Annotated in this window: 12 protein-coding genes; 4 read left to right on the top strand and 8 right to left on the bottom strand. The window is 70.8% G+C overall.

The window, feature by feature from the left end; all coding sequences use genetic code 11:
- Positions 1 to 3 precede the first annotated feature (3 nt).
- Both KIK06_RS05210 and KIK06_RS05205 read left to right on the top strand, forming a co-directional pair.
- Positions 4 to 288, top strand: a complete 285-nt coding sequence (locus tag KIK06_RS05210; protein WP_268642147.1) for a hypothetical protein — start codon at positions 4 to 6, stop codon at positions 286 to 288.
- Between the two features lie 352 nt (positions 289 to 640).
- The gene (locus tag KIK06_RS05205; protein WP_268642146.1) at positions 641 to 1315 is read left to right on the top strand and encodes a haloacid dehalogenase type II; all 675 of its coding nucleotides are present in this window, start codon (positions 641 to 643) and stop codon (positions 1313 to 1315) included.
- A gap of 7 nt (positions 1316 to 1322) precedes the next feature.
- Here the strand turns inward: KIK06_RS05205 and KIK06_RS05200 are convergent, their stop codons facing one another.
- A complete protein-coding gene (locus tag KIK06_RS05200; protein WP_268642145.1) occupies positions 1323 to 2699 on the bottom strand; it encodes a pyridoxal phosphate-dependent decarboxylase family protein in 1377 nt (458 codons plus the stop codon).
- A gap of 152 nt (positions 2700 to 2851) precedes the next feature.
- On the opposite strand from KIK06_RS05200, the gene KIK06_RS05195 reads away from it, so the two are divergent.
- Entirely contained in the window at positions 2852 to 3340 is a 489-nt protein-coding gene (locus KIK06_RS05195) for a MarR family winged helix-turn-helix transcriptional regulator (RefSeq protein WP_268642144.1), read from the top strand.
- Between the two features lie 244 nt (positions 3341 to 3584).
- Positions 3585 to 4127 carry a GNAT family N-acetyltransferase gene (locus KIK06_RS05190; RefSeq protein WP_017601873.1) on the top strand — a complete coding sequence of 181 codons (543 nt, stop codon included), beginning with the start codon at positions 3585 to 3587 and terminating at the stop codon, positions 4125 to 4127.
- Positions 4128 to 4172: 45 nt separating this feature from the next.
- Here the strand turns inward: KIK06_RS05190 and KIK06_RS05185 are convergent, their stop codons facing one another.
- The 7 genes from KIK06_RS05185 to KIK06_RS05155 all read right to left on the bottom strand — a co-directional run bounded on the left by KIK06_RS05185 (position 4173) and on the right by KIK06_RS05155 (position 12010).
- Positions 4173 to 4820 (bottom strand): Rid family hydrolase, encoded by a 648-nt coding sequence (locus KIK06_RS05185; protein ID WP_268642141.1) that lies wholly within the window; start codon positions 4818 to 4820, stop codon positions 4173 to 4175.
- Positions 4821 to 4915: 95 nt separating this feature from the next.
- Positions 4916 to 5707 (bottom strand): alpha/beta hydrolase fold domain-containing protein, encoded by a 792-nt coding sequence (locus KIK06_RS05180; protein WP_268642140.1) that lies wholly within the window; start codon positions 5705 to 5707, stop codon positions 4916 to 4918.
- A gap of 716 nt (positions 5708 to 6423) precedes the next feature.
- On the bottom strand, positions 6424 to 7314 hold the full coding sequence (locus KIK06_RS05175) for a shikimate dehydrogenase (protein WP_268642139.1): 891 nt from the start codon (positions 7312 to 7314) through the stop codon (positions 6424 to 6426).
- Positions 7311 to 9191 (bottom strand): bifunctional sugar phosphate isomerase/epimerase/4-hydroxyphenylpyruvate dioxygenase family protein, encoded by a 1881-nt coding sequence (locus KIK06_RS05170; RefSeq protein WP_268642138.1) that lies wholly within the window; start codon positions 9189 to 9191, stop codon positions 7311 to 7313. Before KIK06_RS05170 ends, KIK06_RS05175 begins: the two co-directional genes overlap by 4 nt.
- Positions 9192 to 9223: 32 nt before the next feature.
- Positions 9224 to 10222 carry a DctP family TRAP transporter solute-binding subunit gene (locus KIK06_RS05165; protein WP_268642137.1) on the bottom strand — a complete coding sequence of 333 codons (999 nt, stop codon included), beginning with the start codon at positions 10220 to 10222 and terminating at the stop codon, positions 9224 to 9226.
- Between the two features lie 28 nt (positions 10223 to 10250).
- A complete protein-coding gene (locus KIK06_RS05160) occupies positions 10251 to 11525 on the bottom strand; it encodes a TRAP transporter large permease (RefSeq protein WP_268642136.1) in 1275 nt (424 codons plus the stop codon).
- Positions 11522 to 12010 (bottom strand): TRAP transporter small permease, encoded by a 489-nt coding sequence (locus tag KIK06_RS05155; protein ID WP_268645858.1) that lies wholly within the window; start codon positions 12008 to 12010, stop codon positions 11522 to 11524. The genes KIK06_RS05160 and KIK06_RS05155 overlap by 4 nt, the downstream gene beginning before the upstream one ends.
- Between the last annotated feature and the right edge of the window lie 34 nt (positions 12011 to 12044).

Genomic DNA, 12044 nt, shown 5'->3' with positions numbered 1-12044 from the left:
CCCGTGGGTTCGAGTCCCGCCGGGCGCGCCACACAACCCCGCTTCGAACTGGGCCCGCGCGCCGAGCAGACGGTGGCCCCGTACGCACGGGACGAGGAGACCGCGGAGTCCATGCGGGACCGGTACCACCGCTTCGTCCCCGAGCTCCACACCGCTGTCGGAAGCGTCGAGCCGCGGTCCGCGCGCCTGAGCGGGACCGAGGTCGAACGGCGCGTCGAGGCCGCACCCGACACGTTCCTCCCGAGCGTGCTCGGGCCGACGGGGCCGGGCTCCCCGGATCACGGATGACCCGACACACCACGGCCCCCACCGCATGCGGCGCGGGACACGGCGGCAGGCGCTTGGGCGAACACGCTGGCCGACCGCATACTGGTCACCACCCCGTCGGGTGATCGGACGGTTCTTCCGACCTCGGTCCCATCCCCGACGGATTCCTTGTCAACACACGCCTGCTGCGGCGTCCCAGCCCAGGAGGACGCGCGATACTGCTGGATGGACGCTGCGCGGCCCGGAGCGAAGGCCCGGAGTCCGGGCCGGTCGGCTCTGGATTCCTCTCCCTCCCGACCTGTTCAGCGAACCTTATCGCCGAATGTCCCGCTTGAGCCGGGAACAGAGGGAATCGCGAACCGAGGGAGGTCTCATGACCGCTCGCCCGCGCGCCGTCGCCTTCGACGTGCTCGAAACCCTGGTGAATCTGGATCCGCTCCGCACGCGGCTGGAGGAGATCGGCCAGCCCGCGCATCTGTTGGAGCCGTGGTTCATGCGTTTCCAGCGCGACTCGATGGCTCTGACCCTCGCCGGGGACTTCGGGTCGTTCGAGTCGGTGGCACGGCAGGCGTTGCGCACCGACACCGGCCACACCGCCACCGAGGACGACATCGACCACGTGCTGGAGGGGTTCGGCCAACTGCCCGCGTACCCCGATGCCGAACCGGCGCTGCGCCGACTGTCCGAAGCCGGGCTGCGGGTCGGCTGCCTGACCGTCGGCAGCCCCGAGAACACGGCGCGCTGCCTGGAACGAGCGGGCCTGGCGCACCACGTGGACCGGGTGATCACCGCGGAGCGGGCCGGCACCTGGAAACCCGCACCGTCCATGTACCGCGTGGCAGCCGGCGAGCTGGGGACATCACCGGGCGCCATGGCGCTGGTCGCGGTGCACGCCTGGGACTGCCATGGAGCCAAACGCGCCGGCTGTCTCGCCGGTTGGTGTGAGCGGTTGGAAGGCCGTTACGGCGACGTCTTCACGGCACCCGACGTGAGCGGCCCCGATCTCGTCCAGGTCGCCGAACGCTTGCTGCGGCTCCCTTCCGACTGAGTTCCACTCAAGGTGTTCCGTTCTCCGGTTGGACGATCTGCTCGACTCGCTCGTGCAGGTGTTCGATGTGGTGCTCCGACTCCGGCTTCATCAGGACGCTGCGGAGGATCCGGGCGCCGTCGGCGTCCGCGGTGATCTGGGGGTGGCGTGCGGTGAACGCCTCGCGGTCGACCCTGAGGGTACTCAGGAACACCGGGTCGGGACTGGTCATACCGTCGGCGAGGACGCGGGCGGACTCAGCGTCGACGCCGGCCAGGGTGACCGGGTCAACGGCGGGAAAGTAGGTGACGATGTCCAGGTCGGGCCGCTGGTAGAGATCCAGTAGGTCGGATGAGGCGATCAGGTCCGCCCATCTCAGCGCCGCCCGCCGACCGGCCGCCAGGACCTGGCCGAGCCCGTCGGGAGTGGGCGGAAGAATCTGGAGGGTGAGCCACAGGGCGGCGGCCGCGGCGCCGGCGCGTGAGCACTCCAGGCTGATCTCGCCGAGGTGGAGCTCGGTGGAGGTGAAGTAGGTGTAGGGCGAGTCGTGCAGGTAGAAGCGCCCCACCTCGGGGTCCCGGAAGAGGACGGCGCCACAGCCGTAGGGCTGGAGTCCGTGCTTGTGCGGGTCGACGACGATCGAGTCGCACCGCGCGATGGCCCGCCACGGCTCGGGCGGCAGGCCCGCGGGGTCGTCGGCACCGGCCAGCAGGGTGAAGAAGCCGCCGTAGGCGGCGTCGACGTGGATGCGCACGCCGTAGCGCTCTTTCAGGGCCAGCGCCTCGTGGACAGGGTCGACGGCGCCCAGGCCCGTGGTGCCGGCGGTGAGCACGACGGTGCCCACCTCACCGGTCCGCAGCCGCTCCTCCAGCGCCTCGAGGTCGATCCGGCCATGGTCGTCAGTGCGTACGGGGTGGCCGTTCATACCCAGGACGCGGCACATGCGGCCGTGGGTGTAGTGGGCGTCCTCGCTGTAGGCGACACCCCGGCCGGGGTGGAGTTCCCGGGCGACGAAGAGGGCTTCGAGGTTGGCGACGGTGCCGCTGGTGGTGAGGTGGCCCAGGTGGGTGTCGTAGCCGAACATCGCGGCGAGCCGGGCCACGACCTCACGTTCCATGCGGGCGGTGGCGGGTCCGCCGTCCAGGGCGTGGTTGTTGGGGTTGATCAGCATGGCGGTGAGGTAGCCGACCACCGCCGCGGGGTGCGGGGGTTTGAGCATCTGCCCCGCGTAGTGCGGATGGAAGAAGGGGTAGTTGTCCTTCAGCCTCCCGGTGAACTCCTCGAAGGCGGCGGCGAAGCGGTCGTCGTCGACCAGGACGGACGGGTGTGTCTGGTAGGGGCCGAAGGTGTCGGCCCAGTCCTGTACCGCGCGGGTGGCTCGGCCGAGCCAGTGCTGCGTGTCCACCGATCTCACCTCGTTCGTGACGGGCGCACAGTCGATATTTCACTGATCAATCAGTAACTGACCATACAGCAGATGAGGGCTCAGTAGATGAGCCAGCAGTAAAATCTCAGGACAGGCCCGCAGGACCCACACGGATCAGAGGAGTCAGGCAAGTGAATCCCGCCGCCCGGCAGGGCGATGACGCCGCCGCCCGCGCCGCCAACAGTCAGCTCGTGCGCGACTTCGGGCTGCTGATCAAGTCCGCCACCCGTTTGGAGCAGTCGATCGACACAGCGCTACGAAGGGAGTGCGGGATCAGCCACACGATGCTGGAGGTGCTGATCCGACTCCACCGGCAGCCCGGCGAGCGGGTTTCCCAGCGGCGGCTGGCCGACGATCTCACGCTGACCAGCGGCGGTACGACCCGCCTGATCGACCGCATGGAAGACGTCGGTCTCGTCCACCGCGTGCCCTCTTCGAAGGACCGCAGGGTGGTTCTGGTGACACCGACCGACGAGGGCCGCGCGGTGTTCCTCCGTGCCGCGACCGTCCACGCCCGCATCCTGGAGGAGTACTTCGTCAGGCCGGTGGCCGACGACTATCCACGGCTGACCAGTGCGCTGAGCGAGATACACAAGGCGCTGCGCGAAGACGCCGGGTGACACGGACATCGCCGAGAAGCGCTCAGAGGTCGTCGCGAGAGCCGCCGGTGTTCACCGCGACCATGGGCTGCAGGTCGGTCTCGGGCGGTGGAGCCGTCTCCCGGGGCATGTGAGGTGGGTTCCGAGCGCGACCGTCAGTGAGACCGGCGCCCTGATCCCCGTGGTCGGGACTCCCGTTGCCCTCCGCCGGATGGCTCGCCCTATTGATTTGCCGCCGAACAAACGGATCCGATAGGAATCTTCCATGCTGAAGGGTGACAGAATCGGGCTCAGGGCCCGGCACGAGGACGACATTCCGGTCCTACAGACCGAGCTCTACAACGACGTGGTCACCCACTCTCGATCCCAGGGCCGGCCGTGGCGGCCGATCACGTCCGGCTCGAAGAACCCGCAGCTCGTGGTGGACGACACCGAGCAGGGGCACGTCCCCTTCTCCGTGGTGGAACTGGACGGCGGCGCGCTGGTCGGCACCGCGGTGCTGTGGGGTATCGACAACCACAGCCGGTCCGCGCACATCGGGCTGGGACTGCTCCCCTCCTCCCGCGGCAGGGGCTACGGCACCGACGTGGTCGCGGTGCTGTGCCATTACGGTTTCGTCGTGCGCGGCCTGCAGCGACTGCAGGTCGAGACGCTGTCGGACAACGCCGCGATGCTGCGTTCGGCCGAACGCAACGGCTTCGTCCGCGAAGGCGTGCTGCGCTCCTCCGCCTGGGTGCTGGGCGAGTTCCTGGACGAGGTGGTGCTCGGACTCCTCGCCCAGGAATGGAAGCCGGGCCCGGCGGTGTAGGCGGTGGGGGCCACCGGGGCGGACCCGATCCCCGCCCCCACGACATCACCCGGACTCAGCCCGCACGGATCTGCCAGGCAGCAGGTAGCGGACCCGCACCACGTCGGCGAAGGCGCGCTCCGCCTCGGCCAGCGCGGTCCCGATATCGCGCAGGCACCGCTCGGCCTGTTCCACCACGTCATCGGGGATCGTCATGGTGGTGTGGTCGAACCCGGTCGCCCCGGACGCGTGCGCCCGGTCGCCGTCGACCACGGCACGGGCATAGCCGATCTGCTCCCCAAAGGTCGAACCGCTGAGGATCGCACGTCGCTCTGTCATGCGCCGAAAGGCTGGGTGAACCGCATCGACGCGTCTCATACGGATATACGCACCGCCTGATATCCCTGAGCGCATGGAACGCCCCGAACTCTCCCCGCCACAGCCGCTGGCAGCGATCAGCCGAGACCCGGCGAGCAGCCCCTCCAAGGGCATGACGCTGTAGTCGCGCCCGAGGCCCCGCTTGCTGGCGAACTTCAATCCGTAGGCCACCGGGTAGAGCGCCTCGATCGCCTCGGTGAAGGCCGGCGAGGTGTTCGGGTCCCCGTGGCCGTCGACCATGAGGTACCGCGGATCCGGCACCTCCGTGATCCGGAACCGGCCCCGCTTCGCCTGGTAGGCGTCGAGGGTCCGCTTGAGGTCGGTCTTGTTCGTCATCGGGTACCCGGGCTCGGGTGACGAGCCACGACCTTTCCGCCTCCACGAGGCTCAGCGGGTACGAGAACACCTCGCGCGCCGCGTGCGGGGTGTCGTCAGCCCAGTCTGGCGGTCCAGTCCCGGAGCCGACCGAGGAACCTCCGGCCGGTCGGCGGCGGGGCCTCCGCGAGCGCCGCCGCGTGGAACGCGTGCGGCATGCCCTCGTAGACGTCGACCCGGACATCGGTGGCGGCTTCGGCCGCGGCCGCGGCGAACCGGCGGGCGTCGTCCAGGAACAGCTCGTCGCCGCCGGTCGGGAAGAGCAGGGGAGGCAGGCCGCGCGGGTCGCCGTGGAGCGGTGACTGGGGTGCCCGGTCAGGAGCGGCGCCGTCCAGGTACTGCGGCAGGATATGACCGGTGTCCGCCCCGCTGAGCAGGTCCTTGCCCTCGTTGGCGGTGATGGAGGGGCTGGATCCGGTGAGGTCGGTCATCGCCGAGACCGCGACCGCGCCGGCTGGGAGCGGCACCCCCTCGTCCTTGAGCACCAGCAGTGCCGACAGCAACAGGGTGGCGCCGGCCGACTCCCCGGCGAGGACGATCCGTGAAGCGGGGACGGCCTGGTCGAGCAGTGCGCGGTAGACCGCCACCACATCCTCGACCGGGGCCGGGAACGGGTGCGCGGGCGCCAGCCGGTAGTCGACGCGCAACGCGGGCCGCCCGGTGGCACGGGACAGGCGGTGCGCCATCACCCGCTCGGTGGCCGGGTTGGTGTACTCGAACCCCCCGCCGTGCACGTACACCAGCACGCCCGCGCCGATCCCCGCCCGGTCGGCGTCGATCCAGTCGCACCGGACACCGCCGGTGTCCGGGAGCAGGGGCTCGGTCCCGGTGTCATCGGGCAGCGCCACGGAGAACAGCGCCCCCGAGGTGAACAGTTCCCGGACCTCGGTGCGCTCCTGCTCCGAGGCGGGGATGCGGGTGGTGGTCGGAATGACAGAAATGACGTGGTTCCCTTCTCGGAGGTATACGCGGACACAGAATAAAAATGGATATCAGAGCACGGCGGAGCAACGGCGGGAACGCCTTGCCCGATCCCTCGCGAAGGGGCGCGGGAATGTCGGAGACCGCGTCGGGAAGGAAGGCACCGCGGCGCGAACGCCGGTACGGAAAAGCCGCGTGGGATACGCGGTCACGCGCCGCGGGTGTCGGTCACCGAGGCGGACGCGGAGGAGGACAGCTCTAGAGGAGGCGCGTGAAGCTCGTCATGGCGGCATCAACTCCTCGAGGTCGGGTACCGCACAGCGGACTTCCGGTCCAGGAAGGTCCGATACGGCACGAAAGATGATTCAATCCCTTCTCCGCCTTTCTGTCAAGGCAAAGTCTCGGACGTGGCGGTGGCGCACCCCGGAAACGCGGTTTCGCCGGTACGCCACGATGGCGGGAATCGGTCGACTGACAACTTCTCGACCTGCGATATCGGTGATGGGGGTGCTCTTGGCACACCGCCGAATAAGCGACGGGCCGGGGCCGGTGCGCGGGCGGCGCATCGACCCCGGCGTATCCCTCGGGCGGAGACGGCCGAGGGATACGCGGCCCACGCGCCGCGGACGGCGAGCCATGGCCCTCAGGCGATCAGTCCGTGGAAGTGGGCGAGCATGCGTTCCGTGTCGGGTTCCAGGCCGGTGAAGAGACCGAACGCCTGGCTGGCCTGGAACACCGCCATCTCCCCTCCCCCGACCGTCGGGCAGCCCCGGTCCTCGGCCAGAGCCAGCAGCTCGGTGCGCAGGGGCCGGTAGACGATGTCGGCCACCCACAGGGATGGACGCAGCAGGTCGGCGGGGACCGGGGTGCCCGGGTGCCGCGCCATACCGATCGGTGTCGCGTTGACCATGCCGTCGGCCCGTGACAGCAGCGGTTCGAGCGCGTCCGTCCCGGCGGCGCGGCAGACCGCTCCCGGATGGTGTCCGCTGAGGCGCTCGACCAGCTCCCGGGCCCGTTCCACACGGGTGTCGACCACGGCCACCTCCCGCACGCCCGATCCGAGCAGTGCGTGGACCACGGCCGCGCCCGCTCCTCCGGCGCCCAGGACCACCACCCGGTCCCGGGGGACGTCGGGCAGACCGCGTTCCAGGCACCGGGCGAACGCGGACCAGTCGGTGTTGTGTCCGACCGTCCGACCGGACTCGAACACCACCGTGTTCACCGCCCCGAGGGCGGCGGCGTCCGGGGTCAGGCGGTCCAGCCCGGGCAGGACCAGCTGCTTGCAGGGGTGGGTGACGTTGAGACCGTCGAACCCCAGCTGGCGGGCGGCCCGGACCAGGTCGACGACCGAGTCCGGCGCCAGGCCCAGCTCCGCGAGGTCGACGGTGCGGTAGACGAGACGGTGGTGGAGTTCGGCGGCCTCACGCTCGTGCATGGACGGTGTCAGGGAGGGGCCGATCCCCGTCCCGATGAGCCCGACGAGGTAGGAGCGGTGGGCGGTGGACACCGCCGGTGCGCGGGTGGTCGCGGTCACCTGCCGGCCTCCGCCCTCTGCGCGGCCATGCGGAACGGGCTGTTGGCGGAACCGTAGCCGGAGTAGCCACCCGTGCGCTGGACGACCTCCAGGAAGAGCCGACCGTCGAGCACCGGGGTGTAGAAGTGGAGGAACTCTCCGTCTCCGGCACGGTCGTGGAGGACGCCGTACTCGCGCATGCGCTCGATGGCCGCCGGTTCCAGGTCCGTGCGGCAGGCCAGGTCGGCGTAGTAGTTGTCGGGGATGCGCAGCGGCTCGACCCCGTCGGCCCGCATGGCCCGGGCGACCGCGAACACGTCCTCGCAGCCGAAGGCGACGTGCTGTGGGCCTCCGCGCGCGTCCTCGTACGGCCCCCGCCCCAGCATGGAGGCGTTCAGGGCGATGCGCGGCCCCTCCCCTGCCCGGCTCATCGCCCTGCTGCGCACCATGCCGTCGGGGCTGGCCAGTTCGACCCCGTCGTCGGGTTCCAGGCCCAGCACCGAGCGGTAGAACAGGGAGGCCTCGTCGAAGTGGTCGAAGGGCTGGAACAGCCCCACGTGGTCGATACCGGTGAGGTCGCCCTCCCCTTCCCCGCCGTCTCCCAACGCCGGGACGGTGAAGTCGGCGAGCCAGTCCTCCCCCGCCGCCGGAGTGTGCGGGCAGAAGAAGACCGAGGTGCCGTCGGGGGCGGCGACGGCGCTCAGTTGCGCCTCGGCCGGGTCGCGCCGCCGGGGCAGGGGCGGCGCCAGCAGCCGCTGCGCCCTCCGCATCGCCGCATCGGCGTCCGCCACGTCGACGCCGAGGGCCGTCACCGAGGTGTCGCCGCTCCAGGTGTGCCCGAGCTGGGGGTCGGCCGCGTTGAGCAGGACGCGGGCCCGCCCGTTGCACCACAGTTGTACCGGCTTGGAACGGTGGTCCCGGGTGTGCCGGAAGCCCAGGGAGGCCAGCGCGCGGCGGACCCTCTCCGCGGCGTGGTCGGGTGCCGCGACCTCGACGAACGCGTATCCCCGCACCCGGGGCGGCGCGGGCAACCGCGTGAGTTCGACCCGCGCGGCGCGCCCGCCCGACGGCGGCTCCTGTTCGCGGGCCCGGGCGGTCTCGTCCTCCAGGACGGCCAGGGACCGCAGTGCGTCGGCGGCCGTGCGCCCGGGGTCGGAGGCCCGGAACACGTCGTTGAACACCTCCAGGGACAGTGGCCCCTCGTACCCGGCGGCGAGCACGTGTCCGGTGAACGCCGACAGGTCGAACGCGCCCTGCCCCGGGAAACAGCGGTGGTGCCGGCTCCAGTGCAGGACGTCCATGGGCATGAGGGGGGCGTCCGCGAGTTGGAGGAAGAAGATCCTGTCCCCGGGGATGTCCCGGATCCCCGACGGGTCGTGGCCTCGGGACAGGATGTGGAAACTGTCCAGGCACACCCCGAGTCCGGGGTGGTCGGCCTCCCGGACGAGGCGCCAGGCGTGCCGGTAGTCGTCGACCCACCGCCCCCACGACAGCGCCTCGTAGGCGATGCGGACCCCGTAGGGGGCGGCGGTCTCGGCCAGCCGGTGGAGCTGCGCGGCCGCGAGGGCGTCGTCGCCCCTCGATTCCGGGGCGACGCTGGAACACACGAGCATCACGTCCGTCCCCAGCTCCACCATGAGGGCGAACTTGGCCTCGGCGCGCCGGAGGTTGCGCTCCAGTCGGGCCTCGTCCACCCCCTCGAAGTCGCGGAAGGGCTGGTAGAGGTCGATGGTCAGGCCGAGTGCCCCGGCCAGGGCCCGGACCTCGCGGGGCGGGAGCGCTGAGCCGATGAGGTCGCTTTCGAAGACCTCCACGCCGTCGAACCCCGCCCCGGCCGCGGCCCTGAGCTTCTCTTCCAGGGTTCCGCTGAGTGACACGGTCGCTATGGAACGCCGCATGCGTCGCGCCCTCCTTCTCTTGTGTCCGGTGCCTACTCGGTCTCCTGGAAGGACTCGTAGAGCTCGCGCTGCTCGCCCTCCAGATTCTCGGCGAAGTGGTCCTGGACCCGGGTCCGGAACGCCTCGACGTCCACGTCGTCGACGACCTCGATGGAACCGTCGGCGCGCCACTCCTCCAGGATCTGTTCCTCGGCCTCCTCGATGCAGGCGCGGTTGTCCTCGCGCACCGAACTGACGGTCTCCTGGAGCACCTCCCGCTGTTCGGGCGACAGCGCGTCCCAGGTCTGTCCGGAGACCACGATCATCTGCGAGCCGACCTGGTGGCCGCTGAGGCTGATGTGCGACTGGACCTCGGCGAAGTTGTCGCCGTCGATGGTCGGGATCGGGTTCTCCTGGCCGTCGACGGTCCCCTGCTGCAGGGCGAGGTAGACCTCCTCGAAGGCGACCGTGGTCGGCTCGGCGCCCAGCGCCTCGGCGTTGGCGAGGTAGATGGGCGAGTCGGGGAAGCGCATCCGCAGTCCCTCGAGGTCCTCGGGGGTGCGGATGGGCTGGTTGGCGGTGAAGTGGCGGTCGCCGAAGTACCAGGCGTCGAGGATCTTGGCGCCGGTGGCCTCCTCGAACCCCTCACGCAGCGCCCGGGAGTCCTCGGAGTCGAAGTAGGCGAACAGGTGGTCGGCGTCCCGGAAGGCGTAGGCGGCGTCCAGGACCCCGATCGGCTCGTAGGAGGCGCCGAGCGCCGCCGATCCCTGCACGTCCAGGTCGATGTCGCCGGACATGACCGAGGCGAAGGTCTCGGTGTTGTTGCCGAGCTGACTGCCCGGGAAGGTGTCGACGGAGAACCCGGCGTCGGCCTCCGCCACGCGCTCGGCGACCAGGTCGATGCCGCAGCGGGTGTGCGGGTGGTCCGGCGCGTAGCTGTTGGCGAAGGTGAGGGTGAGTTCTCCGTCGGCGGTTCCGCCGCCGCTGCCGCAGGCCGTGGCGGCGAGCACCAGTGCGGGAACCAGGGCTGTCAGTCGGGTCGTCGTGCGCATGGGGGATTCTCCTCCTTGGGAAGGGGTGTCACAGGTCCAGGAGTCCGGGCAGGAACAGGACCAGGTCGGGTATGAGGATCAGGAGCAGCAGGACCGCCGCCAGCGGGAGCAGGAAGGGCGCGGTACCGCGGAACACCTCGTGCATGGGGGTGCGGGTCGCCGAGCCGAGGACGAAGAGCACTCCGCCGATCGGGGGCGTGAGCAGGCCGATCATCAGGCAGAGGATGGTGATCACGCCGAAGTGGACCGGGTCGGCGCCCAGCCGGACGGCGACGGGCAGCAGGACCGGAACGGTGATGACCAGGGCGGCGATGGGTTCCAGCACGGTTCCGACGAGGATGAGGACCACGCTCACCAGCAGCAGGAGGACGGTGGGGTCGTCGGTCAGGTCCAGCAGGAAGGTCGCGACCTGCTGCGGGACCTGTTCGCGCGCCAGAACCCAGCCGAGGAGGCCCGAGGCGGCGAGGATGATCGCGATGGAGGCGGCCGTGGTGACGGTCTCCACTCCGACGCGCCACAGGGTGCGCCAGCTCAGCCTGCGGTAGACCAGGCCCAGGAACAGGACGTAGGCGACGCCGACCGACGCGGCCTCGGTGGGGGTGAACAGCCCGCTGAGGATCCCGCCGAGCAGCAGGACGGGGGCGAGCAGCGGACCCAGCGCTCTCCGTGTGGCGGCGGCCAGCTCGCCGCGCGACGCCCGCCTTCCGGCGAGTTCGGGCTTGGTGCGCGCCCACAGGAACACCGCCAGGGTCAGTCCCCCCGCCATCAGCAGGGCGGGGACCACCGCCGCGGCGAACAGCGCGGCGGTGGAGACCGCCGCGACCGACGCGTACACGATCGCGGGGATGCTGGGCGGCATCACGGGGCTGATCAGACTGGTGGAGGCGGTCAGCCCCAGGGTGAAGCGCCGAGGGTACCCGGCCTTGGTCATCGCCGGGACCATCATCTTGCCCATGCCCGCGACGTCGGCCAGGGCCGTGCCGCTGATCCAGGAGAAGCCGACGCTGACGCCGATGTTGACGTAGCCGAGGCCGCCGCGCGCACGCCCCAGCAGGACTCGGGCGAAGGCGAAGAGCCGGTCGGCGATCCCCGTGTGGTTGGCGACGACGCCGAGCAGGATGAACAGCGGGACCGCCAGGAGGGGGAAGCTGTTGACCTCCTGGGCCGCGGTACGCAGGCTCAGCCCCGTGGACTGGCCGCCGACCACCATGTAGGTCAGGCACGGCCCCAGGATCGCGAAGGCGATGGGCACCCGCAGGAGCAGCAGGACGAGGATGCCGAGGACGACCAGCAGCGCGCTCATCGGGCCGCCTCCCCGGAGTCGCGGTGCTCGCGCTGGGGCGGTCCGGGCGACAGCGCCGCGTTGGCGAGGGCCCGCAGCGACATGAGCGCGACGCCCACCAGCGGGATCGCGTAGATCCAGGCCACGGGGATGCGCAGGGCCGGTGTGGACTGCGGGGACCCGCCGAGGACGAGTTCGGCGGCCTCCAGGGTCAGCAGCACGCCCACGGCCGCGACCACGAGGTTGGCCAGGACCCACACCGCGCGCAGCGCGCGGTCACCGAGAACGAGGTCGACCACCTTGAGGGTGATGTGCTCGTCTCTGCCCAACAGGTAGGAGACCAGTGAGAACGTGAGCCAGACCAGTCCGAGGCGGGCCAGCTCGCCGGTCCACACCCACCCCTCCACGGGCAGGTGGCGCTGGACGGCCTGGGTGAGGATGAGCGCGAGGATCAGGGCGAGCAGCGCGACCCCGGTGGCCAGTTCTGCGGTTTCCAACCACCGCACCGCCGCGGGACGCGGCGGGCGTGGTGTGTTGCCG

Source organism: Nocardiopsis sp. EMB25 (assembly GCF_026797795.1).
Taxonomy (GTDB): domain Bacteria; phylum Actinomycetota; class Actinomycetes; order Streptosporangiales; family Streptosporangiaceae; genus Nocardiopsis; species Nocardiopsis lucentensis.
The sequence above is the reverse complement of the archived record's forward strand: the minus strand, read 5'-3'. Positions and strand labels throughout refer to the sequence as shown.